We start from the raw sequence: 25,644 nt of genomic DNA, 5'->3' as shown, positions 1-25,644 counted from the left end.
CGGTAGGGTCGAGCGTCATGCAAGCTCCGGAGACGGCCGGCTCCACGCCTACCGCGAGAGAGCGCATTCTGGCGACCAGCTATCGGTTGTTCGCCCGTCGTGGCGTGCTCGGCGTCGGCGTCGACGAGGTCATCGAACGTTCCCATGTCGCCAAGGCCACCTTCTACAAGCACTTCCCGTCCAAGAACGACCTCGTGCTGGCCTACCTCGACCGCCGCGAGGACGAATGGACGCACGGCCTGGTCGAGGCCGGGTCCAAGGCGCGCGGCGACACCCCCGAGGAGCGCCTGCTCGCGATCTTCGACGTGTTCGACGAGTGGTTCCGCAGCGACGACTTCGACGGCATCGCGTTCATCACCGTGCTGCTGGAGATGGGTCGCTCGCACCCGCTGGGGCAGGCCAGCATCCGGCACCTGGCCAACCTGCGCGCGATCGTGAGCGGCCGCGCCGCCGAGGCGGAGCTGCGCGACCCGGACGGGTTCGCGCGGTCGTGGCAGATCCTCATGAAGGGCTCGATCATCGCCGCGCTGGAGGGCGACATCGACGCTGCACGCCGGGCGAGGTCGATGGCCGCCACCCTGATCGAGCAGCATCGCTGACCCGCGGGCAGGAAGAGGTACGGTCTGGGTGGCGAGGGACCGGCCGACTCGGAAACCCGCAGGTCAGCACCGATGGACGGCGGCCGTCGCGCGCCGGCGACGCCCGTAGGAGCGGTGCGTCGGTCCAGTAGCGTGTGCAGCGGCGACCGGCCGCCTGCGCCGGCAGCCGCCGGGAGTCCCCCTTGACCACACCAGCCGAGGTGACGTCGCGACTGGCTGAGGCGGTCGCCGACGCCGGTTCCGGTGCTCCGCCGGCGGAGCGGCTCGGCGAGACCTGCCGGTCGCTGCTCGGTGCCGACGGCGTCGCCCTCGTGCTCGCCTACACGCTGCCGCAGCGGCTGGCCGTCTGCGTCACCGACGACGTCATCGGCCGGGTCGAGAATCTGCAGGACGTCCTCGGCGAGGGGCCCAGCGTCGACGCGTACCGGTCCGGCCGCCCGGTCGTCGGCCGCATCGGCGCCGCCGGGGCGGAGGTGACGTGGCCGCTGTTCGCCGAGGCGGCGCTGCGCGAGACCGGCCCGCTCACCGTCGTCGCGGTCCCGGTCCCGGCCGGCGCGGAGCTGCTGGGCGTGCTGACGGCGTACCGGGCGGGCCACGGCCACCCGGCGCCGGAGGAGGAGCTGACGGCGCACCTGGCCGCGGCCGTCGGCGTGACGCTGCTGCGCGACCTCGACCTCGGCCGCGACCTCGAGGTGGACCTCGCCTGCCCGGGCGGCACGCCCACCGGTGTCTGGGCCGCCCGCGCCGAGGTGCACCAGGCCACCGGGTTCCTGGTCGCGCGGCTCGGCCTGCCGCCCGACGACGCGCTGGCGCTGCTGCGCGCCCGCGCCTACGCGGCCGGCCTCACGCTGGGCGAGATCGCGCACCAGGTGCTCGCCCGCGCCGTCGACCTCGCGCCGGACGGCACCGGCGGACGCTGATCGGGGACGGCCACTCCGCTCCCGAGAAGGGGGGCTTCGCGGGGAGCGGAGTGCCGATTCCCCCGTGGACGGATGTGCCGGCCGGCCCTGCACCTCCCACCCGTCACTAGAGAGGAGGCACCGGCGGGCCGGATCAGCACGCGGCGATCGCAGAAATTTTCCGGCTCACGCCTGTCCGCCGCCATCGTCGTCGATTCCGGCGACGACGATGCCGGTCAGCTCGGTGCGCGAGCGGATGCCGAGCTTACGGAAGATGCGGCCCAGGTGCGCCTCGACGGTGCGGACGGAGACGAACAGCTCGGCCGCGATCTCCCGGTTGCGCCGTCCACTGGCGACCAGCGTGGCGATGCGCTGCTCGGCGTCGGTGAGGTCGGCCAGCCGGGTGGTCGGCGGCACCGGGCCGCCGGACGCGCCCAGCTCCTGCCCGGCCCGTCCGGCCAGTGCGATGGCACCGCTCTCCTGGGCCAGCACGACGGTGCGCTGCAGCCAGGACCGCGCGTCGGTGCGGCGGCCGAGCCGGCGCAGCCGCTCGCCGAAGCAGAGCAGCGTGCGCGCCTGCTCGACCGGCGACACGGCGTCGGTGGCGGTCTCGACCGCCTCGCGGAACAGCGTCAGCGCCTCCTCCCCCTCGCTGGCCAGCGCCCGGCAGCGGGCGACGGTGTGCCGCGCCCACGCCGTCGGGACCCGTCCGGCCCGCAGCTCGAACTCGGCCAGCGCCGCCCGGGCCCGGCCCAGCTCGCCGCTGCGCACGCACGCCTCGATGTAGTCGGGCTCCACGGCGAGGATGGACGGGTCGGCGTGCTCCAGCGCGTGCCGCCGGGCGTGGTCGAGCACCGACATCGCCTCGTCGAACCGGCCGAGCAGCAGCAGGAACGCGCCGGTCTCGGCCTGCATGACGGCGGTCGCCCACGAGTCGCCGTGGCGCCGCGACCCCTCGATCGACTGCCGGCGGCGGTCCCAGGCGGCCTCGTCCTCGCCCAGGTACGCGTTGACCCGCACCATGTACGCGGGCACCAGCGCGCGGTGGGCGCTGTCGGCGTCGACGCGGTCCCAGGCGGCCGCCGCCTCGGCGGCCTCGCGCAGCCGGCCGGCCCGCAGCTCCAGCTGGACCAGCCCGGCCAGCGCCGCCCGCAGCAGCAGCGGCGAGTCGCCGAACTGCCCGCTGGTGACGGCGCGCAGCAGCCGCCGCGCCTGCCCGTACCGCTCGGCCCGCACCAGCACCGTCGCGTGCAGCAGGTTCGTCTCGGCCTCGCCGAACAGGTCGGCCGCGCCGCCGCTGTCGGACTCCACCAGTTCGACCGCGCGGTCCAGCTCGCCGCTGACCGACGCCAGCAGCGCGGCCGTGCGCAGGTGCGCGGCCCGGGTGGTGGGGTCGAAGTCGTCCTCGAACCGCTCGGCCAGCGCGAGGAACCGGGCCGCCTCGGCCTGCTCCATGCGCCCGGCCAGCCCGTGCGCGGCGGCGAGGTCGAGCGCGGCCGCGCGGGTCGGGTCGATCGGCGCGACCTCCTCAACGTGTCGGCTGACGAGGCCGGTGGCGACCTCGCCGTCGAGCAGGTTGCGGGCGCGCACCTCCAGCAGCGCGAAGTCGGCCCGCTGCTCGGGCGTGGTGTCGAGGCGGAACCGCTCGCGGGCGATGTGCACGGCCTCGTCCAGCCGCCCGGCGAGGACGGCGAACCGGCCGGCCTGCAGCAGCCGCACGACCCGCTCGCCCGGCTTGGACGTCAGCCGAACCGCCTCGCGGGCGAACGCCAGCGACCGCTCCACCTCGCCGCGGACCAGCGACTCGGCGGCCACCCGCTCCAGCCGCGTCGCCAGTTCGTCGTCGTGGTCGTGCCGCGTCTGCGCCAGGTGCCAGAGCTGCCGGCCCGGGTCGGAGTCGGCGTACGCGGCCGCCAGCGCTTGGTGGGCGGCGTCGCGCTCGGCCATGGTGGCGGCCTGCCAGATGATCGAGCGGACGGCCGGGCGCTGCAGCGTGAACGTGCCATCGGACCGGTTCAGGTGCTCGGCGAACAGCCAGGCGACGTGCGGCGCGTCCGGCGAGCCGAGCGCGTTCAGCACCGGCGCCATCCGCTGGTCCTCGCTGCCGGTGGCGACCAGCAGCGCGAACCGCTGGTCGTCGTCGAGCGAGCCGAGCTCGGGCAGCTGCTGCGCCTGCAGCACCGGCGAGTGCGGCAGATGCCGGTCCAGCTCGACCTGGCCGAGCAGCTGCACGTCGGGCACCCGGCCGACGACGTCGAGCAGCGCCCGCGGGTTGCCGCCGACACGGGCGGCGATGCGCGCGGCGACGCTGTGCAGGGTGTGAGACCCGGCCGCCCGGCGGACCAGCTCGGTCGCGTCGGTGGGCGGCAGCTCGCCGAGCCGGATCAGCGGCAGGCCCAGTAACGGGGGCACCCGCTCGGCGGTGTCGACGACCACCAGGAACACCAGCGGCGACGTGCCGACCCGGCGGGCGACGAAGCCCAGCACCTCCAGCGACTGGGGGTCGAGCCGGTGCGCGTCGTCGATGACGATGACAAGCGGCCGCCGGACCCGGCTGACCAGCGGCTGCACCTGGACGGCCAGCTCGTACGCCGACGCCGTCTGCTCCAGCCGCGTGGTGAGGTCGTCGACCAGCCGCGCCGCCTGGCGCTGCTGCTCGGGCTCCAGTGAGCCCACGACAGCGGACAGCACGAGATGCAGTCCCGAGAACGGCCAGCCGCGCTCGGAGTCGGCGGCCACCACCGCCGACACCGTCACCTCGTCGAGGCCGGTCAGCCGCCCGGCGCGCGCGTCGTCGGACACGGCGCGCACCAACGCGCTCTTACCGACGCCGTCGGCGCCCTCCACGACGACCGCGCCCCCCTCGCCGGCCGCCAACCTCAGCAGGACTTCCCGGATCCTGGTCTGTTCACTGTCGCGACCGATCAACGCGTCGCGTACTTCCTTCTCCACCCGTTCCCCTCACCCTGCGACCACTCCCCATCGCCGGGCCCCCCATCGCGATCTTCATCCCCAAGCATCGCGGTCCGGCGCCCTCCCATGACGGCAGAAACCGACACTGCTGACGGGTGAGTGGGGGTGGAACGTGGGGTGAGGGAGGGGGTGAGACTAAGATCGTCTTCGGGTGGAGGCCAGGGGGAGGCTGAGCGATGCAGGGTGGCGAGCGCGACCGCCGGCGGGCGGGTCCCCGGCCCGTCCTGTCCCGGCCACGCCTCAGCGAGCCGCTGGCCAGGCGCGACGCCGCACCCATCGTCGTCGTCCAGGGCCCGCCCGGGCTGGGCAAGTCGCTGCTGCTCGACGACGTCGCCCGCAGGCTCGGCGCCGGGCGGGTGGCGCGGGTCGATCCTGACGCCGGCGACCTCGGTGCGGCCGTCGGCGACATCCTGGCCCATGCGGTGGCCGACGACGCGTCCGACCCGCCGGTGATCCTGCTCGACGACACCTCCGATCCCGACGGCGACGGCGTGCGCGCCGCGCTGCGTGCGGTGCGCGACCACGACACCCGGCTGATGCTGAGCACCCGCACGCTCCCCGTCTGGGTCACCGCCGACCGCCTGCTCGACGGCACCATCCACCTCGTCGGCCTGCCCGACCTGCTGTTCGACGGCGCCGAGGTGCAGCAGCTGGCCACCCGGCTCCGGGTCGCCCTGAGCGCCGACGACGTCGCCGAGCTGGAGCAGGCGACGGACGGCTGGCCGGCGCTGGTGGTCGCGTGGCTGCGCACGCAGCGGCCTGACGCCACGCTGTCCGAGCGCTCGCTGCACGACCTCATCGACCGCTTCGTCCGCATCGAGGTGCTCGGCGACCTCCCGCCGTCCGACCGCGCGCTGCTGACCGACGCCGCGGCGGCGCCCCGGTTCGACGCCACCGTGCTGGCGCTGCTGCTCGAGGACCACGCGACGCCGGACGACCCGGCCACGCTGATCGACCGCTGGGCCACGGCGGGGCGGCTGGTGCCCGCGTCCGACGAGGGCCACTGGCGGCTGCCGCTGCCGGTGCGCCGCTGCCTGCTGGCGCAGCTGGACCTCGAGCGGCCGGGACGGCGCACCGACCTCGTCACGCGCGCCGTCCGGCTGTTGGTCGCGCGCGGGCGCACCACCGACGCGCTGCCGCTGGTGGTCGACTCCGCGCTGGACAAGGCGACGGCCGGCAGCGTGGTGCGGGCCAGCTGGGAGCCGGCCGTCGCGCGCGGCCAGTTCGACGACCTGCTGCCGGCCGTGAACACGCTGCCCGACGACGTCGTGGCGGCCGACCCGGTGCTGTTGCTGCTGGCCGCCATCTCCGCGGTGGCGCCGCCGCCCGACCTCGATACCTTCGCCCGTCGCGTCGCGCAGGCCGACCGGCTGGTCGACCAGCAGACGCTCAGCGGCACGCTGCTGACCATCCGCTGCTTCCAGATGGTGTTGGCCCGGGCTCGCGGCGACGACGCCGCCGCCCTCGCCGTCGAGCGCAGGGGGCGCGCGCTGATCGACGCCGCCGCTGACGAGCAGCTGCGCGAGCACCTCGACCGCGTCGTCTACTTCGACTGGCAGACCGGCGCCAACCGGCTCGCGACCGGCGACCTCGAGGCCGCCGAGACCATCCTCGGCCAGGCCGCCACGCAGGCCCGGCACCACAGCATCGCTTGGCACGAGGCCAACAGCGAGGCGCTGCGCTCGTACACGTCGCTGCTGCGCGGCGACCTCGCAGGCTCCGCCCGGCAGTCGCGCACGGCGTCCGAGATCGCCCGGCGGCACGGCTGGGCCGACAACCAGTTCACCGACCACGTGCACCTCACCCGCGGCACGCTCGACCTCGAGCACGGCCGCACCGCCGGGGTGGCCGAGCGGCTGCACCGCGCCCAGCGCCGCCTCGACCGCGACGTCGTGCCGCCGGCCGGACGGCTCGCGCTGGCGTGGTCGGTGCTCGCGCTGCTGGCCGGCGACCGCACCGCCGCCGGACACGCCGACCTCCTCACCGGCGACGACTACGCCACGAATCGGCTGCCGCTGAACCGGCTGCTGGCCATGATCGCCCGCTCCTACGCCCTGCTCGCCCGCGACGACCCGAAGGCCGCGTCCGACGTGCTCGAGCCCGTGGTCGCGCCGGCCAGGCACGCCGCGCTGCTCGCCGTCGCCCGGGCCCGCGCCCTGCTGGCCGCCGACGACCCGCTGGCGGCCGGGCGCGAGCTGGCCGCGCTGGGCGACCTCGGCACAGTCCCCCTCACCGTCCGTGCCGACGTCCACGCCCTGCACGTCGAGTGCGCCCTGCAGCGCGGCGTGCACGCCGGCGGCGCCGCACACCAGCTGTTCGCGCTGATCGAGCGCACCGGCGCCCGGCGGCCGCTGCTGTTGGCGCCGCTGCTGCGCACCGCGATCGTGGGCGGCGAGCTGCCGCTGCCACCGTCCGGGCCGCTGAGCACGCTGGCGGTCGAGCTGGCGGCGCTGCACCGCGCCAACACCAGCGGCGCGCCCGCGCTGTCCGAGCGCGAGACCGAGGTGCTGCTGTCGCTGGACGGGCCCGACACCCTCAGCGAGATCGCGAAGTCGATGTACATCTCCGGCAACACGCTGAAGACGACGGCCCGCTCGCTCTACCGCAAGCTCGGCGCGGCCGACCGCTACGAGGCCGTCACGGTGGCCCGGGCGCTGGCGATCCTGCCACCCTCGCCCTGACCCGCTTTGTGGGGGTTCGTCGCATCATCGTGAATCCCCGTAGCAAGGTCTGCGGGGAGTGCCGACGCGCCGGAACCCCCGTTGCCACCAGGTTCTTCGTCATGACCGATGCGTGGGATCACCAGGAGTTCGCGATCCTGCTGGACCGGGCCCACGACGGCGACGACGACGCCTTCGGGATCCTGTACGAGAAGACCGCGCCGATGGCGCACCGAGCGGCCCAGCACATCGTCCGCGACCGGCACGCGGCGGACGACCTGGTCCAGGAGACGTTCTGCCTCGTGCTGAACGCCGTCCGGGCCGGGCGCGGGCCGCGGTCGTCGTTCCCCGGGTACGTGCTGTCGACGGTGAAGCGGCTGGCGTACCGGCATTCGAGCGCCCGCGGCCGCATCGTCGCCGTCCAGGACCCGGCGGCGTGGGACGCGCTGCTCGGCCGCCCCGGCGACGCCTCCGGCGACGTGAGCCGCGTGGCGACGGCCCTGGCCACCCTGCCCGCCCGCTGGCGCCACGTCCTCTGGCTCGTCGACGTCGAGCGCTATTCGCCGTCCGAGCTGGGGTCGCGGCTCTCGATGACCCCCAACGCCGTCTCCAGCCTGGCGGCGCGGGCCCGCAAGGCCCTGCGGGCCGCCTACCAGGAAACGGCCGCCGCCGACTGCTGACCGGCGCCTGGACGCCGGAGCACAGAACGGCGTTGGGCGTTCGGCGTTCGGCGTTCGGCGTTCGGCGTTCGGCGTTCGGCGCGAGTGTCAGTGCCCACCCATAGGGTTGGGTGACCCACCCAACCGGGCGGGGTCTGCCCGCGCGCGAGCGACAAGCGCCCGGGCACCCCGACGCGAGCGAGCCCGCCCTGCACCGCACGCCCCGCTCTGTTCCGCCCGCCCTGCACCGCACGCCCAGCCCTGCACCGCCAGCCCGAGCCCGCCTCGCCCAGCCGAGCCCCGCCACACCCAGCCCGACCCCGCCGCTTCGTCACCTGATCAACTCCACCATGCGGACGCAAAACGATCAGGTGAGCAAGCGCCGCCGGAATAGGGCGCTACGTCACCTGATCGTGTGCGAGCACGACGGTGCGGAACGGGGCCGGCCGCATCAGCGACCGGCCCCGCGCTGCCCCGAAGGTCAGCCGATCAGACCTCCCGTCCCCGACCGGCGGCGGGTGGCGACGAGGGCCGTCGCGCCGGCGATGATGAGCAGGCCGCCCGCGAGGAGCAGCAGCGCCGAGTTGCCACCGGTGTCGGCGAGGTCGTCGTCGCCACCGTCGCCACCACCGTCGCCACCGCCGTTGCCACCGCCGTTGCCGTTGTCGTTGCCGTCATCGTCGCCGGGAGGCGGCGTGCCGGGCGTGTCCGGCGGCGTGGGCGGGTCGAGCGGGGCGCAGGCGTCGGCGTCCAGCTCGTGCCCGTTGTGGTCGAGCAGCCCCACGTTGGCCAGCCCACCGGCCTCACCAGCACCCGGGTCGTCGACGCACCGGACCGAGTCGGCGGTCGCGGTGGCCGGGTCGAGGGTGACCGCGACGGTCACCTCGTAGGTGTGTGTCGTGTCGACGTCGATGGTGACGTCGCCGGTGATGGCGTTCTCCGGCGCGTCGGGCTCCTCGCCCTGGCCGGTGAACGTGTCCAGCACCGCGATGTCGCCCGGGTCGGTGTTGGCCGCCGTGACGTCGACGACGTCGATGCCGGTGCCGAAGTGGAACTGGTCGGTCAGGACGTAGTCCCCGGCCGCGGCGCCGTCGTTGTACACCTCCAGTTCGTAGGTGATGGTGTACGCGTTCTCACCGGTCGAGGTCGGCCCGGACGCGATGGTCTTGTCCAGGTGGATCGACGGCAGGTCGGCGCAGTCGGTGTCGGTGATCTCGTCGCCGCCCTCGGTGGTGAGGGTGGCGCCGTTGTTCAGACCGCCGTTCTCCCAGTTGTCGCCGGGCTCACCAGCGCAGGCGGCAGCACTCCCGCCGTCCTCGTCCACCTCGAACGAGGCCGGCACGTCGGCGACGACGGTGATGGTGTAGACGTGCGGCGCGTAGCCCTCGTCGTCCATCCCCGGCAGAACGACGTCCGACGCGATCAGCGTGTCCTCGAGACCGTCCCAGTCCTCGTTCACGTCCACACCCTCGGGGTGGTCGGTGATCTCGGCGTAGTCGACCTCGACGGTGTCGCCGAACAGCAGCTCGTCCTCGAGGTCGTACGTGGTCTCGCCCGGCAGCAGGTTGTTCACCGTCAGCGTGTAGACGACCTGCCACTGACCGTCGTCCACCGGCTCGGCGGACACCAGCTCCTTGTCGAGGTCCGGCTCGCCGAGCGAGAGGCAGGCCTCGTCGTCGTCGGTGAGGTCGTTGTGCTCGATGCCGGTGCTGTTGGCCAGCCCGCCGTTCTCGCCGGAGTCCGGCTCGGGGCAGGTCATCGACTCGTCGGTGAGCGTCTCCTCGTCCAGCGAGAAGACCACCTGCACCTGGTAGGTGTGCACCCCGCCGGCGGCGAGCGGCACGTCCTCGGCGATGACGTTGACGGGGTCGCCGTCCGCGCCCTGGCCGGTCCAGGTCTCCAGCGCGGTGACCCCGTCCGGCGTCGTGATGACGGCGGCGTCCTCGACCACGATGCCCTCGCCGTAGCGGAGCTGGTCGCTGATCGTGTAGTCACCGTCGCCCGCGCCCGTGTTCGACGCCACCAGGTCGTAGGTGATGGTCCACGTGCCGTCGCCGTTGGCGGTCGGCCCGCTGCTGATCGTCTTCTCGATGTCGATCGACGGCAGCGGCGCGCAGGCCTGGTCGTCCTCGGTGAGGCCGGCCTCGTCGGTCAGCGACGACGTGTTGTTGAACGCCGTGTCCGCCGTCGGGTCGCCGCCCTCGCCCGGGCACGCCGTCGGGTCCGAGCCGTCCTCACCGGGCACGAGCTGCAGCGGCGCCTCGGCGATCACCGTCAGCTCGTAGTGGTGTGGCGCGTACCCGTCGTCGTCGGTGCCCAGCAGCGGCACCTGCTCGGCGACGACCAGCTGGTCGTGGCCGTTCCACGGCGGGTCGAACAGCGTGGCCTCGGCCGGCGACGCGGTGACGTCGGCGGAGACGATGCTGACCTGGTCGGAGAAGTGCAGCTCGTCCGACAGGTCGTACCACGTCGCCTGCACGCCCTTGTTCGTCACGTCGATGCCGTAGACGATCTCCCACTGGCCGTTGCCGATCGGCGTGGCCGAGATGAGCGTCTTGTCGTGGGTCGGCTGGCCGACCTCACGGCACTCGGTGTCGGTGTCCGGGTAGCCGTTGAACGACGAGTTCGCGTCGTTGTACAGCCCCGTGCCCTCTTCACCCTCGCCACCGGCCAGCGTGCAGTCCGACGGGTCGGGCTGGGCGGGCGGGTTCGGCAGGTCGATGGTGAACTGGACGGTGACGGTGTACTCGTGCGCCTCCAGCGCCCCGATCGGCTCGTCCTCGACGATCAGCAGGTCGCCGACGCCGTCGTACTCCGGCCGGGTCGCGATGCCACCCGGTGCCACGTTGGCGGCGATCACCGAGCCGTCGACGATCTCGATGCCGGCGCCGAAGCGCAGCGCGTCCTCGAGGTCGTAGTCGGTCGGCACCTCGGACTCGTTGGTGACGGTGAGCCCGTAGGTGATCTCCCACACGCCGGGCTGGTTCTCCCGGTCCACCACGTGCGGCTCGGTGACGACGGTCTTGTCCAGCGTCACGATCGGCAGATCGCCGCACTCGTCGTCGGTGAGGTCCTCGTGATTGGTCGGGTCCAGCGTGGCGTGGTTGAACAGCCCCGTCGTCGCGTCACCGGCCTGCTGCCCGTCGGTGCAGGCCAGGTTCTCCGGCAGCGCCGTCACCTCACCGGTGTCCGGGTCGGTGGTGAGCCTGACGGTCACCTCCAGCGTGTAGACGTGCTCGGTGCCGTTCTCCACGGTCGACTGCGGCGCGATCGGCACCTCGCCGGTCACCACGTTCAGATCGGACGTGCCGTCCCAGTTCGGGTTCAACAGGCCGGCGGCCTCCGGCGGACCACTGACGACCTGGGTGTCGACCACCTCGACCCCGTCGCCGTACCCGGTGAGATCGTCGGTGAGCAGGTACGCCCCCGGGATCATCCCGGTGTTCTCCGCGACCAGCTCGTACACCACCGTCCACGTGCCGTCGTCGTCCGGATTCTCCGTCGGACCCGACACCGTCCGCTTGTCGAACTCGTAGTCGATGTTCGAATAGCCGAAATCGATCGTGTGGTCGTTCTCCCCCGGACCACCGGTCGTGATCGCCGCGTACGGGAAGTCGCCGTCGTCGGTCGTCTCCACCAGACCGTCGGAGTCGTTCCGGTCCGCGTCGACCGAGTTCGGGTCACCGGTGTCCGGCACCGTCGGGTACCAGTTCTCCAACGGCCCGCCGGCCTCGTAGTCGGCCGGATTGTCCACACCCACCACGTAGTCGGTGTGCGTCTTCAACTGATACGCCTGGTCGTTGGACGAGAAGTAGTACTCGCCCTTCGCATCGGTCGTCGTGGTGCTGACGAGCGTGCGGTTGCCGTCCGCGTCCACCTCGTACAGGTTGACCGTCGCGCCCTCGACCACCGGCTCGTCCGGGTCCTGCACACCGTCATTGTCGATGTCGTACCAGACGTAGTTGCCGATCTCGATCGGCGCGGCCGAGGCCATCGCCGTCAGCTCGCCGAGGCCGTTGCCCTTCAACGTCGCGTTGACGCCGACGTTGAGGCCGGTCATGACGGCCGCCCCACGCGGCTCGACCAGGGAGCCGTTCTCCTGGAAGAACCGCCGGGTGCCGACCTGGAAGGAGCCCTCGGCCGCGTGGATGCCGGTCTCCAGGATGCCGTCCTCGCGGCTCGGGACGACCAGCGTGGCGCCCAGGTGCTCGACGCCGTTGACCCAGGAGTCCATGAAGAACTTGCCCTGGCCGCTCGGGCCGTTCAGCGTCACCTGGTTCGTCACAGCACCCGGTTGGCCGTTGACCACGCCGTTCTGCTCGATCGACCACGTGCCGTCACCGTTGGAGCCGGCCTTGAGCAGTTCACCGCCCAGCGACCGCTCGGCGACCAGCCGGGGATCGCCCGGGGCGAGGGCGGACTGCGACCCGAACAGGTCGCCGCCCAGGTCGCGGATGCCCACGATCAGGTCGCCGTGCAGGTAACGGGCGTCGGCGACGATCGGCACCGACGTGTTCATGACGAAGCTGTAGGGCGCCCCGGCCGGCTGCCCGAACTGCAGCCAGAACGCCGGGCTGGTGCTCCACGGCTGGTAGTCCGCGTTCCAGGAGCCGCCGAAGAGGCCACGGGTGTACCCGAGCCCGAAGTCCAGCACCTCGGTCAGCGCCGTCGGGTCAGCCGGGTCGAACGAGTACACGTAGGCGTGCAGGTCGGCCCGGTTCTGGGTGGACTCGGCCGTGTTCGTGACCGTCAGGTACATCTCGTTGGTCAGCGGGTTGGCCGAGATGCCGTGCGGACGCAGGTCGCTGCCGTCCGGGAAGTACGCGTCGAGCTCGTGCTCGACGACGTCCAGCACCTGGGTGCCGTCGCGGCTGATCTTCACCTCGACCAGCGACCGGTTGTGCAGGTTCACCGCGAACAACGACTCCTGGTCGTTGGAGATCTCCATCGCGCCGAGACCCTCACGGCCGACCCGGTCCCAGGCCTGGGCGTCGGTGCCCCAGTCGTAGACCGGGTTGTCCAGCGTCCGGGCCGGGCGCAGGCCGTTCGGGTCGCCCGAGACCGCGCCCGCGTCGGAGTCGCTGCCGACATCGATGCCGTAGTCCTCGAGGTTGACGAACACGTCGCCGCTCGCCGTCGGCGAGTCCGCCCCACCGCCGTCCGGGGTGATCCGGTAGATCGCGTCGACACCGCCCGGGCCCATACCCGAGTGCCGGCGGACGTACGCCGACGCGAACACCGTGCCGAGGTCGCCGGGCGCCTCGGCCCGCTGGTACGCAGTGCCGTAGGTGGTGCCGATCTGCTGGAATGGCACCTGCATGGTGAGCGGCACCGCTGTGGAGGTGTTCGGGCTCATCGCCTCGTAGGCGTGCGCGGCGCCGGCGAACTCGGCACCCTGGGCGCCGTCGCTCGGGCCGAACCGGAAGGCCGGCAGGAACACCTGCGGGTTGTTCTCCACGAAGGTGCTGGGCACCTGGAAGGAGAAGTCGACCTGGGTGGCCGGCACGCTGTCGATGAACTGCACCGTCGTGCCGTTGCTCCGGCCGGCCGCGCGGCCGACGACAGAGTCGCGCCACTCGGCCCATTCCGGCGTGTCCGGCACGTTCGCCTCGACGCGCCAGGGACCGGCGTCACTCGTGACCGGCAGCGAGTAGTTGCCGCTCGCGTCGGTGAGCGCCGGGCCGGCGACGTTGCCGTCAGCGTCGTAGGCGTAGACCTCGATGCCCTCCAGCAGGCCGGACGCCTCGAACGTGTCGTACATGCCGTCGGAGTCGTAGTCCTGCCAGATGGTGCCGGTGATCGGGTCACCGACGGCGGCCTGGGCGGGCAGGGTGGACGCGCCGGCGGCGCCGAGCACGGATGCGACCAGGCCCAGGGCGACGAGTCCTCCCCCCGCTGCGCGGGCCCGTCGTGGGCGGGGTTGTGGGGGTCGGCCGTGGCCGCGTTCCTGGAGCGATCTCACAGGGGTCCTCCGTTGCTGTCGTACAACTGCGGTTGCACCTCGGCGCCGCTCTCCCGGGGCCCGGATAGACGACGGCGCTGACCATGAAGAGTCGGCCGGCATGGCGATCAGCACGCGATGTGACGCACATCACGTTTCGGATCGGAACTCTTCGACGTGAGTGTCCGAATTGCCAGGTGAGCGAGCCGTGGCCGTGCCTACACTCGGGCGCATGACCCCTTCGATCGGGCCGCGCACGCGGCGGCTGGGGCGCGTCGCGGCGCTGGCCGCCGTCGCCGTCCTCGCCCTCACCGGGTGCTCCGGCGACGACGAGCCCGACGCCGCGGCCGGCACGTCCGAGTCGGGCGACGGGCCGCGTCCGCTCACCGGCGACGAGGCGCAGCGGCTGTCGATGATGCGGTACACCAACTACACCGACGGCGTCCGGGCGGTCCGTTTCGAGGTGGTCGACAACGGCCGCACCTTCACCGTCGACGGCTGGGCCGACTTCGCCCAGCACGTCGGCTACGCGCACGTCAGCCAGGACGGCGCCGACCCGGAGCTGGTGGCGTGGACGCTGTCCGAGCTCACCTCGCACGCGCCGGTGGGCCCGGCCGATCCCGACGGCGGCGGGCCGCCGCTGCCGCCGCCCGACGACGCCGCGTGGACGACGTCCGCGCTGGCGCCGGAGCAGTCCCGGCTGCACGCCGTGCTGGCGCTGCTCTTCCAGTCCGCCAGCGACCGGCCCGACAACCCGCTGCTGCTGCAGCAGACCGACGCCCGCTGGCTGCGCTCCGACGAGGTCGGTGGCGTCGCCGTCGACGTCGTCGCCGGGCCGACCGCCGACCGCGTCTACGACCCCGCGACGGCCACGAGCGCGGCCGACGGCAGCGACGCGACCCTGCGGTACTGGGTGGACGAGCAGGGCCGGCTGTTGCGGCTGGAGACCCGGCTCGGCGGCGCCGGCGACTGGACCACTGTCGACTTCGCCGACGCGCCCGGCGTCGACGTCGCCAGTGCCTTCCTCACGACGACGGCGAGCGGCTGATGACCGAGCAGACCACCGACCCGGCGTCCGCGCCGGGCGGGCGCACCCGGCGCCGTGACCTGCTGCGCGGGGTGGCCGCTGCCGGCGCCGCCGCGGGGTTCGCCGGGGTCGCCGGGCTGGCCGCCGGGCGCGCGACCGCCGACGACGGCGAGCGGCGGGCCGCTGCCACGCCCGACACTCCGCCGGCCGCTCCCACGGGCGGGCGGCCCGACGCCGTCGACGCCGCCGGGCCGCACCAGGCCGGCATCGCCCGTCCGTCGACGCCGCAGCCGCACGGCCAGCTGCTGGTGCTCGACCTCGTCGCGACGCCTGCCCCGACGGCGGCGTTCCGCGACGCCGTCCGGGCCCTGTGCGCGCGGCTGGGGACCGCAATCCTCGACCTCACCGGCGAGCGGGCGGCCGAGGCCGGGCTGCTGGACGGGCCCGGCGACCTCACGGCGACGGTCGGGCTCGGGCCGCGGGTGGTCGCCGCGTTCGGCGACGCTCTGCCGGGCGCGCAGCCGCTGCCCGCGTTCGCCGCCGACGCCTCCGTCCCGCCCGAACGGACCGGCGGCGACCTGCTGATCGCCGTCTACGCGAGCGACCCCAACGACGCCCACCGGGGCGCGTCGTGGCTGGCCGAGCGGGCCGCCCCCGACGCCGTCCTCCGCTGGTCGCAGCGCGGCTTCCGGGCGCCCGGCACCGGAACCATCGCGCGCAACCCGCTCGGCTTCCACGACGGCGTCATCGTCCCGCGGAACGCCGACGAGCAGGACGAACACGTCTGGATCGCGGACGGCCCGCTGGCCGGCGGCAGCATCTGCGTCGTGCGGCGGCTGCGCCTGGACGCCGCCCGGTTCACCGCCGAGCCGGTCGATCGTCAGGAGGCCGTCATCGGCCGCCACCGCAACGACGGCTCCCCGCTGTCCGGCGGCGGCCCCACCGGCGAGGTCGACCTGCTCGCCAAGACGCCCGACGGCCAGTACGTCACGCCGGCGCGGTCACACGTCCGGGCGGCGCATCCGTCCGTCACGGGCAGCGCCCTCATGCTGCGCCGCGGCTACGCCTTCGACGACGGCGCCGCGGACGCCGGTCTGCTGTTCGTCTGCTTCCAGCGCGACCTGCGCACCTTCGTCCAGACCCAGTTCCGCCTCGACGAGGTCGACGACCTGAGCGCCTACGTGACGCCGACCGGCAGCGCGACCTTCCTCGTCCTCCCCGGCTTCGACGCCGACCACCCGCTCGGCGTCACCCTGCCCTGACGCGGTCCTCGATGGGACGGCCGAAGTCGACGGCGTCGAGGACGGCCTGCGGGGCGCGGTCGAGGATCTCCGCGTCCGGCCGGGCGCCGAGCGCGTCGTTCACCGTCGAGAACGCGATGCGCAGCGCGCAGAAGACCGTGATCGCGAAGATCTCCCCGTCGCTCCAGCCGGCCTCGCGCAGCGACTGGACGTCGCGCTGGGCGGTGCCGTTCGGGTCGCGGACGACCTTGCGGGCCCACGCCGCCATCGCCCGCTCCTTCGCGGTCAGGCCGTCGTCGCGGCCGGTGAGCACGGCGGCCGCGGTGTCCGGGTCGGCCTCGCCGGCCAGCCGGGAGCCCCACACCAGCGAGCAGAGCGAGTCGCCGAGCGACGACGCCGTGGCGCCGACCAGGATGCCGCGCTGCCGGAACGTCATCCCGTTGCTCTCCCACACGTGCGTGATCAGGTCGAACAGCCGCTCGTGCGCCTCCGGCCCGTACGCCCACAGCCGCGACGCGTTCATGACGTAGCCGTCCTCGTCGAGGTCGTGCTGGTAGAGCTGCTGCGCCGCCGGCGAGTCGGGCGGGTCGGCCAGGAAGTGGGTCATCGGGTCACCTTCGGTCGGTCGGGATCGTCGATCAGGACGGTCAGGGCGGGGTTGTCGACGTCGGCGGCGAGGACGCGGGCGGTCGCCAGCGCGCCGCCGTCGCCGAGGCGGTGCCGGTGCAGCTGCGCGCGCACGACCAGTTCGCGCATGCCGTCGCGCGCGGCGAGCGTTCCCAGCGACGCGACCAGCGGACGGGCGAGGTCGTCGTCGCCGCGGTCGAGGGCGGCGCCGATCGCGGTGTCGAGCACGTGGCCCTGCATCCAGTGGTAGCGGTCGGTGGTCCGGTTGCAGCGGACGGTCGCCTCGGTCAGCCACTCGGCCGCCGCGCGCCGGTCGCCGCGGCCGGCGCTGACGAGGCCGAGCCCGCGCGCCGCGAACCCCTCCCAGCACGGGTCGCCGACCTGGCAGCCGAGCACCCACGACTGCTCGAACGCGTCGGCCGCGGCGGCCACCTCGCCGTTGCGCAGGTGCACCTCGGCGCGCAGCGCCTGCGGCCACGGGAGGAACGCCAGCCAGCGCTGCTCGTGGACGATCCGCAGCGACCGGTCCGCGGCGACGGCGGCCTGGTGCCGCTCGTCGCGCAGCAGGTGCGCCCGCGCCAGGATCGACAGTGACCACGCCTCCTGCCGGTCGTCGCCGGCTGTGCGGGCCCGCTCGATCGAGTCGGTCAGGTAGGTGAACGACGCCGGGTAGTCGCCCTCGTCGGACGCGTTCTGCCCGCGGACGCCGAGGATCGCGGCCAGCTCGGCGTCGGTCTCGGCCAGCTCCTGGGCGCGCGACAGCCAGCCCTGGGCGGCCGAGCGGCGACCGGCCTGCACCTCGACGTAGCCCAGCTCGCGGTTCGCGGTGACGGCGGTCGCGCGGTCGCCGGCCGCGGCGGCGAACCGCAGCGCCTCGTGCAGGACGAGCGCGCCCTCCTCGTCGCGGCCGCGGACGGCGTGCACCAGCGCGCCGCCGAGCGCCGTCAGCGTCCGGGCCTGCAGCTGCGGGTCCCGGCAGCGGGCCGCCTCGGCGACCGCACGGCGCAGGCTCTGGATGCCCGGGTCGACGGCGCCCGCGACGATCGCCGCGCGGCCCGCGTCGAGCTGGCTCAGCGCCGCCGCGCGTCCGCTCAGCGCCGGCGTGCGGGGCGAGTCCGACGCGGCCGACGCGGCCTCCGTCAGCGCCACCGACGCCTCGACGCCGAGCTCGCGCATGAGCACGTCCCGGCCCGCCGCGACCTGCCGCAGCGCCGCCGTCCGGTCCCCGGCCATGGCGAGGCTGCGGACCAGCAGCTCGTGGTTGCCCTCCTCGAGCGGGTTCAGCTCGACCGCCCGGGCCGCGTACGGGACGGCGTCGGCGGCCCGGCCGCCGGCCAGCAGCGCCACCGCCGTCTGCCGCAGCCGCGACTCGACCAGCGCCGAGACCCGGTGCCGCTCGACCGCCAGCCACGACTCCGCCTCCGGGCAGGACGCCATGTGGACGCCTTCGAGCAGCTCGTGGCCGGCGCCCAGCAGCGGGGCCGGGTCGCCCAGCTCGTCGGTCAGCCGCCGCACGTCGACGGCGTCGTCGGGCAGGCCGCCGCGCGCGACCGGGTCGCCGGTCAGCACGTCGGACCGGCCCAGCGCCCGGCGCAGCTCGGCCAGCGTCCAGCGCAGCGCGCCGAGCGGGTCCTCCGCGTCGGCGAAGAACAGTTCGGCCAGCCGCTGCCGGCTCGGCGGCCGCTCCGCGAGCAGCACGTAGGCCAGCAGCACCCACGCCTTCCGGCCCCGGGGCGCGCGCACCGGCCGGCCGTCGCGTTCGATGGCCGGTGGCCCCAGGAGCCGGATCGTCCCCATGCGATACCCCCCGCTGGGTCGATTGTGACCACGAAAAGCGGGCCGCGGAACCGTTGGCGGCCCGGCTTTTCGTGGCCGTGCGCCGCTCAGGAGGGCGGCGCGACCGGGCGACCCGCTGCCGTCCATGCCGTCAACCCGCCATCCAGGTGCGCGACGTCGGTGTAGCCGAGGTCCTGCAGCGCCCGCGTGGCCAGCGCCGACCGGCCGCCGGACGCGCAGTACAGGATGGTCTGGCCGCCGGGGCTGAACTCGGCCCGGTGGTACGGGCTGGCCGGGTCGGCGTAGAACTCGAGCATGCCGCGCGGCGCGTGCACGGCGCCCGCGATGACGCCCTCGCGGCCGACCTCGTCCGGCTCGCGGAGGTCGATCAGCGTGACGCCGCCGGCCGCCAGCCGGTCGGCCACCTCGTCGGTGCTGAGGTTGCGGATGGCGCTCTTCGCGGTGGCGACGAGCTGCTGGACGGACTGCTGTGTGCTCACGGTGTTGGGTCCCCCCGTTGATCCTGTCGTGCGTTCGACGCAGGACGATCCGGCACCGGCGTGTGAAGTCGCGTGTGATGGGCAATTGCCCTGGAGCGGCCGGGTGGGGCATCCTGCACGGACGCACTTTCGACGGCGTTGTGCGAAAGGGGGACGGCGCGATGGCAGAGACCCTGGTCGGCGAGCGGGTCGTGTTGCTGGACCCGGCCGGCGCCGCCGTCGGCACGGCGCTCAAGAGCGAGGTCCACCACGCGGCGACGCCGCTGCACCTGGCGTTCTCCTGCTACGTGTTCGACGCCGGGGGCTCGCTGCTGGTCACGAAGCGGGCCGCCAGCAAGCCGACCTGGCCGGACGTGTGGACGAACTCGTTCTGCGGCCATCCCGGCCCGGACGAGCACATCGCGACGGCGCTGGCCCGGCGGGCGGCGGACGAGCTGACGATCAGGCTGGGCGACCTGCGTCCGGTCCTGCCCCGGTTCCGCTACCGCGCCGTCATGCCGAACGGCGTCGTCGAGAACGAGGTCTGCCCGGTCTTCGCCGCGACGACGGCCGACCCGCCGGAACCGCACGACTCCGAGGTCGGCGCCCTGGAATGGGTGCCCTGGTCCATGTTCCGCGACGACGTCCTGGCCGGCCGCCGCGACGTCTCACCCTGGTGCGCCTGGCAGGTCGCCGAGCTGGCTGCCCTGCCGGACGACCCACTGGCCTGGCCCGCCGGCGACTGGAGCGAGCTGCCGCCGGCCGCGCTCGGCGCCGCGGCCTGACGGCGGGCCGTCAGCCGCGATCGGCGGCGATGCGGTCGCGCAGCACCGGGACCCAATGCTCGCCGTACCGGGCGCGCAACTCCGGCCGGCGCCAATCGGAGCCGGTGACGACGCCGCGGCAGCCGGCCGTGCCGCACCGGCAGGCCAGCCGGAAGCCGGGGTCGTCGGTGACGGTGCCGTAGTCGAGTGTCAGCTCCGCGTTCGCCGGCACCGGGCGGCGTGTGCGCAGCTCGAACGGGTCGGCCCACCAGAGATTCGGGTCGCAGCCGTGATTGCAACCCTCGTCGTGGGCCTCGGGCGGCAGCACCAGGTTGACGTCGGCGTGCAGTGACACGGTGTCGACGTAGCCGGTGGCGGGGTCGTCGAACAGGGCCCGCAGTTCGGCGTCGCTGACGAGCCGGCCGCCGAGGCGGGTGACGGTGACACCGGCGGGCAGGTCGACGCGGGCGAACAGGCCGCTGCCGTGGATCGGGGACCGCCGCGGCTCGGCGGACGGGCTCAGCCAAGGGGTGGGGGCCGGGTACGACACGGGTCTACCGTCGCACACGCCGAACCGCTATGATGATCACGTACGGCACGCCTTCCGGCTCGGCATCACCGACCCGGGAGGCTTTCGGCGTTTCTGGGCCCTTTCTCGCGCCCCGCCGGTCCCGTCGCCACGCATCCATCGACCCGAGGGAGCAGCATGCCCATGCCCGACGTCCGCCTGGCAGCAGCCGCCGACCGCGCCGTGTTCGACCGGCTGTGGCTGATGTTCCGCCACGACCTGACCGAGTTCCAGGGCGGCCTGCCGAACCCCGACGGCACGTTCCGCAGCGACCGGCTCGACGCGGCGTTCACCGACCCTGGCCGCCGGGCCTACCTGCTGAGCAGCGACGGCCGGCCCGCCGGGTTCGCGATCGTCCGCGGCCTCGACCAGCCGACCCGAGTGCTGAACAGCTTCTTCGTCGTGCGGGGCGCGCGGCGCCGAGGGGTGGGGCTGGCCGCGGTGAGCGACGTCGTGGGGCGGCACCCGGGCGCGTGGGAGGTCGCGTTCCAGGACGCCAACCCCACCGCGGTCCGGTTCTGGCGGCGGGTGGCGTCGTCGCTGGCCGGCGCGCGGTGGACGGAGGAGCGGCGGGACGTGCCGGGGCGGCCCGACCTGCCGCCGGACGTCTGGATCTCCTTCGACGCCGGCTGAGTGGCCAGGGCAGAATGCCCCGATGGTGACGAACCCGCCGACCCGCCTGACGCGCATGTCCGACAAGGCGGTCCACGACCTCGCCGCGCTGCACGACCTCCTCGCCGACGTGCTGCTGGGGCACGTGTCGGTGGTGGTCGACGGCTACCCGGTGGCGTTCCCGACGCTGGTGGCCCGCGACGGCGACCACCTGCTGGTGCACGGGTCCACCGGCTCGTCGTGGCTGCGGGCGCTCGGCGCCGGCGCGCCCGCGTCGGTCAGCGTCACGGCCATGGACGCCGTCGTGGTGGCGCGGTCGGGGTTCGAGTCGTCCTTCCACTACCGCAGCGCGGTGCTGTTCGGCCGGTTCACGCCCGTCGACGGCGACGACCGCGAGCGGGCGCTGGACGTGCTGGTCGACCGCATCCTGCCGGGCCGCTCCGGCGAGCTGCGCCGCCCGACCAAGCGCGAGCTGGCCGCCACGCTGATCCTCGCGCTGCCCATCGCCGACTGGTCGCTCAAGGTGTCCGAGCGCTGGCCCGACGACCTCCCCGAGGACGTCGGCGGTCCCGCGTGGGCGGGCGTCGTGCCGCTGCGGCGCGGCTACGGCGACCCCGTCCCGGCGCCCGACCTGCGCGACGGCATCGCCGTCCCGGCGTCGGTGCGGGCCATCACCCGACGGTGAGCCGCACCACCACCGGCGGCGTCGCGTACGGCGTCGACTCGTCGACGCGCAGGCTGGCCAGGTACTCGCCGGCCGCGAGCCGGCGCCCGTCCAGCAGCACCCGCACGGTCCGGCTCTCGCCCGGCCTCAGCTCCCCGGCCGGGCTGACGATCCGCAGCCACGGCAGGTCCGCCGACGGCGCGCAGTCGGTGTAGCCGGGCAGCCGCTCGACCGCCAGGTCGCCGTAGTAGACGCCGTCCGACCCGCCGACCTTGACGAATCCGCAGGCGCCGGCCGTCCGGTACAGCGCGTAGCCCGAGGCGGGCAGCCGGGTCCACGTGTCGGTGCCGGGGTCGTAGGCGTGCGTCTCGTTGGTGATGACGGACGACCGCTCGGCTGCCCCGCCCGACACGATCAGCCGCCCGTCGACGACGGCGTACGCCGCGGCCCACTGGTCCAGCGGCAGGTCCGCCACCGGCGTCCACTCATCCTCCGAGGGCGAGTAGACGTAGGCGGACAGGCTGTCGCTGCCCGGACCGATGCCGCCCGCGCAGTACACGCGCCCGTCGATGCCGCCGCACGAGGTCCAGGCGGTGTTCTGCGGGTAGTCGGCCAGCCGGGTCCAGGCGTCGGCGACCGGGTCGTAGCGCAGCACGTCGGTGTTGCCGCAGGTCTCGGCCGCGCAGCCGCCGACGACGTACAGCTGCCCGTCGAGCACCGCCGTCCCGGACGCCGCCCACGGCGACGGGTTCGGCGCGCCTTCGGACCACGTATCGGTGGCCGGGTCGTAGATCGACGTCGCGGCGACCGGCCGCAGGTCGTCGCCCCAGCCGCCGCTGAGGACGAACCGGCCGCCGAGGAACGCCCCGGCCGGCTTCTGCCGCCCCGTCGGCAACGGGGCGAGCGGCGCCCAGCTCCCGGCCGCCTCGTCGTACGTGTAGGCGGTGCGCAGCGGCGGGCCGTCGCCCAGCGAGCCGCCGAACGAGTACAGCCGTCCGTCCAGCACCCCGGCGACGCTGTCCTTCACCCGGGTCGGGTACGGGGCCAGGTCCACCCAGGGCGCCGCGTCGAGCCTCGCCCCGCGCGCAGCGTCCGGAGTGGGCCGCGCGCCACCGGGCAGCGGGCTCACCTCGGCGGGCACCCGGCGGACGGCGTCGGCCCGCGGCGCGGCGTCGGCCGCGGCCGGCGGCGCCGACGCGAAGCCGGCGCCGTCGCGCTCCTCCAGCCGGAAGCCCGCCGGCCGGTCGCCGGTGTTGGTGACGGTGAAGGTCGCGGTGACGACGCCCGGCCGGCCGGCGGTCGCCTCGACGACGGCGGGCGTGGCCTCCAGGCGACCGGCGCCGAGCGCGACGTCGTACGGCGTGACCGCGCCGGCCGCCACCCGCACGGTCTGGACCGACGGCGCCAGCTCGCCGCCGGACACCGTCACCCGCTGCCGTCCCGCGGCGGCGAAGAGCCAGTACCGCCCGTCCTCGGCCGTCGTGGCGGCGCCCGCACCGGCGGTGACCTCGGCGCCGGCCACCGGTGAACCGGTATGGGTTCCGGTGACGTCGCCGACGACCAGCCCGCCGGGCGCCGCCTCGCAGCCGCTGTCGCCGAGGTACACGTCGTCGACCTGCCACCACCAGGTGTGCTCGCCGCCCACGTAGTGGAACCGCACCAGCACGCCGGAGCGATCCGCCGCGGCCGGCACCGGCACCCGCACGACCGCCGGGCCGCGCAGGTCGGCCCGCTGCCGGTAGACGTTCTGCCAGGTCGCCCCGCCGTCCACCGACACGTCGACGTCGCCCCGCTCGAACCAGTAGTGCTGCAGGTCCGTGCGGAACTCCAGCACCGGCCGGTCCACGCCGCTGAGGTCGACGGCGGGCGCGACGAGCGACGCGTCCTGCTCGCCGTCCTCGCCGTAGGCGTCGCTGTCGAGGACGGCGAACCCGCCGCCGCCGCCGGTGCGGTTGCCGTGCCCGCCGGGGTCGTCGAAGGTCCAGCCCTGGCCGGTGCCGGCGTGGTCGACGAGGCTCCAGCCGGCCGGCGTCGCGGCGTCGTCGAACGACTCGTGCAGCCCGCCGGAGCCGCGGCGGTAGCCGGGCGCGACGCAGGTGTCCGGGTCGACGGCGACCGCGACGTCCGCCGTCGTCGCGGCGGTCAGGTCGAGGGTCGTCGTCTCCGGCAGGTAGCCGGGGTAGCGCGGCGTCACGGTCAGCGTCGCGGCCCCGACCGGTACCTGCAGCTCGTACGCGCCGGTGACCGGATCGGTGACCGTCGTCAGGGGCGTCCCGTCGACGTCGACCCGCGCGTCGAGCGGCCAGCCGGCGCCGGACCCGTCCGTGACGACGCCGCTCACGGCGACCCGCTCCAGCGGTGTCAGCGCGAGATCCTCGACCGTCGTGGCATCGGCGGCGACGACGACGCCGTCGAGCCGCACCGGCGCGTAGCCGAACACCGACACCGTCACGTCGTAGCTGCCGGCCGACAGGCTGAGCCGGAACGCGCCGCTCGCGTCGGTGGCCGTGCCGCGCGACGCCGGCCCGGTGACGGACAGCTCCGCGCCCTCGACCGGCGCGCCGGTGGCGGCGTCGGTGACGGTGCCGCTCAGCGTCCCGACGTCGCGGGTGGGCGCCGACGCGATGACGGCGAGCGCGTCCAGCCGGCCCTCGCCGTACACGTTGTTGTCGTCGGCGGTGCCGCCGCAGCTGGTGTCGTCGGTGTCGCGCGCGCCGTCGTCGAGCAGCCGCCGGGTCGCGTCGACGTCGCCGGCGAGCGACGGCGCCGCCGACCACAGCAGCGCCACCGTGCCCGCGACGTGCGGCGCGGCCATCGACGTCCCGCTGTAGACCGCGTAGCCGCCGCCCGGGACGCTGGAGCGCACCGCGGTGCCCGGCGCGGAGATGTCCGGCTTGGTGTCGCCGCCGGTGCCGGGGCCGCGGCTGGAGTCGAACGAGATGCGGTCGTTGACGTTGTGGTTGCCGACGGCGTAGACCTCGGCGTACTCGCCCGGCGCGCCGGCGGTGCCGCAGGCCGGTCCGGTGTTGCCGTTGGAGAACACCGGGAAGATCCCGGCCGCCCGCCAGGCCCTGACGATGTCGCGGAACCAGTCGTCGCCGGCCGGGCCGCTCCACGAGTTGTTGACGATGTCCGGGCGGCGCGCGGAGTCCGGGTTCCGGCCGTCGAGGTCGGTCGGCTGCAGCACCCACTGCGCCGCCGAGGTCAGGCCGAACTCGCTGCAGCCGTCGAACTCGCAGCCCTTGGCCGAGATCCACGTGGCGCCCGGCGCGACGCCGATGCGGTTGCCTGCGCCGTCGTCGCCGACCATGGTGCCGATGGTGTGGCTGCCGTGGCCGACGTTGTCGCACGGCGCGGTGGACGGGTCGCCGCAGACGTTCGACGGGTCCCACCAGTTGTAGGCGTGGTCGAAGGTGCCGTCGTGGCGGTTGCCGCGGTACGACCCGACCAGCGCCGGGTGGTCGAACTGGGCGCCTGAGTCGATGCTCGCGACCACGACGCCCTCGCCCGTGACGCCGTCCTGCTCCCAGACCTGGTCGGCGCGGATGTTCGCGACGCCCCACTCGACGCCGGTGGCGGCCGCAGTGCGGACTGGCGCGGCCGCGACCGGCTCCTCCAGCGCTACGGTGTCCGGCTCGCGCACGGCGGTGACGGCGCCGTCGGCCACCGCGACCGCGGCCAGCTGCTCCGACGCGCCCTCGACGATGATCGTGTTGGTGATCCAGAACGACTCGTAGCGCACCCCGCGCGCCTCGAGCTCGGCCACGACGTCCGCCTGGCTGGTCTGTGCCGCGTCCCGCAGCGCGCCGGCCACGGCCTCGCCGCGCGCCGTCCAGTCCGGGACGGCGGCGGCCGCGGTCAGCTCACCGGCCAGGCCGTCGGGCTGGGCGAACTCGATGACGAGGTCGCTCGGCGCCCCCTCGGCCAGGGTGTCGCGCAGCTCCGGCGCGATCTTCCGCTCCGCGGCGGCCGTCTGCGCGCCGTCCGCGGCGGGGACCAGGGCGAGCAGCAGCGCGGCCGCCGCGGACGCCGTCGTGAACCATCGAACCCGCTCGTGAGTGCGCACGTCAGCCTCTCCCCACGCCCCGGCTCGGGAGGCGTCGGGGGCGCGTTCACGCTGCCAGTCGCGGTGGGCCGCCGTCTATACTCGGCGCT

General features: G+C 74.4%; 16 protein-coding genes. 9 read left to right on the top strand and 7 right to left on the bottom strand.

The window, feature by feature from the left end:
* The first annotated feature begins 17 nt into the window (after positions 1 to 17).
* Positions 18 to 599 (top strand): TetR/AcrR family transcriptional regulator, encoded by a 582-nt coding sequence (locus BLU82_RS33030; protein ID WP_092625027.1) that lies wholly within the window; start codon positions 18 to 20, stop codon positions 597 to 599.
* Positions 600 to 781: 182 nt separating this feature from the next.
* Positions 782 to 1,519: an ANTAR domain-containing protein gene (locus BLU82_RS33025; RefSeq protein ID WP_172885755.1), complete on the top strand. Its 738-nt coding sequence runs from the start codon at positions 782 to 784 to the stop codon at positions 1,517 to 1,519.
* Between the two features lie 165 nt (positions 1,520 to 1,684).
* Here BLU82_RS33025 and BLU82_RS33020 read toward each other — a convergent pair whose 3' ends face one another.
* Positions 1,685 to 4,450, bottom strand: a complete 2,766-nt coding sequence (locus BLU82_RS33020) for a LuxR family transcriptional regulator (protein WP_092625025.1) — start codon at positions 4,448 to 4,450, stop codon at positions 1,685 to 1,687.
* Positions 4,451 to 4,647: 197 nt separating this feature from the next.
* Between BLU82_RS33020 and BLU82_RS33015 the strand changes: the two genes are divergently transcribed.
* Together BLU82_RS33015 and BLU82_RS33010 are read left to right on the top strand one after the other, a co-directional pair.
* Positions 4,648 to 7,152, top strand: a complete 2,505-nt coding sequence (locus BLU82_RS33015) for a LuxR C-terminal-related transcriptional regulator (protein ID WP_092625024.1) — start codon at positions 4,648 to 4,650, stop codon at positions 7,150 to 7,152.
* A 101-nt stretch (positions 7,153 to 7,253) separates the two neighbouring features.
* Positions 7,254 to 7,811 carry an RNA polymerase sigma factor gene (locus BLU82_RS33010; RefSeq protein WP_092625023.1) on the top strand — a complete coding sequence of 186 codons (558 nt, stop codon included), beginning with the start codon at positions 7,254 to 7,256 and terminating at the stop codon, positions 7,809 to 7,811.
* A gap of 460 nt (positions 7,812 to 8,271) precedes the next feature.
* Here BLU82_RS33010 and BLU82_RS33005 read toward each other — a convergent pair whose 3' ends face one another.
* Positions 8,272 to 13,647: an SdrD B-like domain-containing protein gene (locus tag BLU82_RS33005; RefSeq protein WP_092625022.1), complete on the bottom strand. Its 5,376-nt coding sequence runs from the start codon at positions 13,645 to 13,647 to the stop codon at positions 8,272 to 8,274.
* 316 nt (positions 13,648 to 13,963) lie between these two features.
* Between BLU82_RS33005 and BLU82_RS33000 the strand changes: the two genes are divergently transcribed.
* Positions 13,964 to 14,779 carry a hypothetical protein gene (locus BLU82_RS33000; protein ID WP_092625021.1) on the top strand — a complete coding sequence of 272 codons (816 nt, stop codon included), beginning with the start codon at positions 13,964 to 13,966 and terminating at the stop codon, positions 14,777 to 14,779.
* A complete protein-coding gene (locus tag BLU82_RS32995; RefSeq protein WP_092625020.1) occupies positions 14,779 to 16,020 on the top strand; it encodes a Dyp-type peroxidase in 1,242 nt (413 codons plus the stop codon). The genes BLU82_RS33000 and BLU82_RS32995 overlap by 1 nt, the downstream gene beginning before the upstream one ends.
* Here BLU82_RS32995 and BLU82_RS32990 read toward each other — a convergent pair.
* From BLU82_RS32990 to BLU82_RS32980, 3 genes are all read right to left on the bottom strand, one after another.
* Positions 16,007 to 16,606, bottom strand: coding sequence for a carboxymuconolactone decarboxylase family protein (locus tag BLU82_RS32990; protein WP_092625019.1), 600 nt, complete (start codon positions 16,604 to 16,606; stop codon positions 16,007 to 16,009). The genes BLU82_RS32995 and BLU82_RS32990 overlap by 14 nt on opposite strands.
* Positions 16,603 to 18,423, bottom strand: coding sequence for a BTAD domain-containing putative transcriptional regulator (locus BLU82_RS32985; protein ID WP_092625018.1), 1,821 nt, complete (start codon positions 18,421 to 18,423; stop codon positions 16,603 to 16,605). The genes BLU82_RS32990 and BLU82_RS32985 overlap by 4 nt, the downstream gene beginning before the upstream one ends.
* Before the next feature lie 86 nt (positions 18,424 to 18,509).
* A complete protein-coding gene (locus BLU82_RS32980; RefSeq protein WP_092625017.1) occupies positions 18,510 to 18,902 on the bottom strand; it encodes a rhodanese-like domain-containing protein in 393 nt (130 codons plus the stop codon).
* A 161-nt stretch (positions 18,903 to 19,063) separates the two neighbouring features.
* Here BLU82_RS32980 and idi point away from each other — a divergent pair, with 161 nt between their 5' ends.
* Complete coding sequence (gene idi / locus BLU82_RS32975) at positions 19,064 to 19,666, top strand: isopentenyl-diphosphate Delta-isomerase (RefSeq protein WP_092625016.1); 603 nt, start codon at positions 19,064 to 19,066, stop codon at positions 19,664 to 19,666.
* A 10-nt stretch (positions 19,667 to 19,676) separates the two neighbouring features.
* Here the strand turns inward: idi and BLU82_RS32970 are convergent, their stop codons facing one another.
* Positions 19,677 to 20,195, bottom strand: coding sequence for an SET domain-containing protein (locus tag BLU82_RS32970; protein ID WP_092625015.1), 519 nt, complete (start codon positions 20,193 to 20,195; stop codon positions 19,677 to 19,679).
* Between the two features lie 156 nt (positions 20,196 to 20,351).
* On the opposite strand from BLU82_RS32970, the gene BLU82_RS32965 reads away from it, so the two are divergent.
* Positions 20,352 to 20,846 (top strand): GNAT family N-acetyltransferase, encoded by a 495-nt coding sequence (locus BLU82_RS32965; protein WP_092625014.1) that lies wholly within the window; start codon positions 20,352 to 20,354, stop codon positions 20,844 to 20,846.
* A 22-nt stretch (positions 20,847 to 20,868) separates the two neighbouring features.
* Positions 20,869 to 21,510 carry a pyridoxamine 5'-phosphate oxidase family protein gene (locus BLU82_RS32960; RefSeq protein WP_197682623.1) on the top strand — a complete coding sequence of 214 codons (642 nt, stop codon included), beginning with the start codon at positions 20,869 to 20,871 and terminating at the stop codon, positions 21,508 to 21,510.
* Here BLU82_RS32960 and BLU82_RS32955 read toward each other — a convergent pair.
* Complete coding sequence (locus BLU82_RS32955) at positions 21,497 to 25,555, bottom strand: S8 family serine peptidase (RefSeq protein ID WP_092625013.1); 4,059 nt, start codon at positions 25,553 to 25,555, stop codon at positions 21,497 to 21,499. The two genes, BLU82_RS32960 and BLU82_RS32955, sit on opposite strands and share 14 nt — an antisense overlap.
* Positions 25,556 to 25,644 lie beyond the last annotated feature (89 nt).

Origin of the sequence: Jiangella sp. DSM 45060, from assembly GCF_900105175.1 — a bacterium.
Taxonomy (GTDB): Bacteria; Actinomycetota; Actinomycetes; order Jiangellales; family Jiangellaceae; genus Jiangella.
The sequence above is the reverse complement of the archived record's forward strand: the minus strand, read 5'-3'. Positions and strand labels throughout refer to the sequence as shown.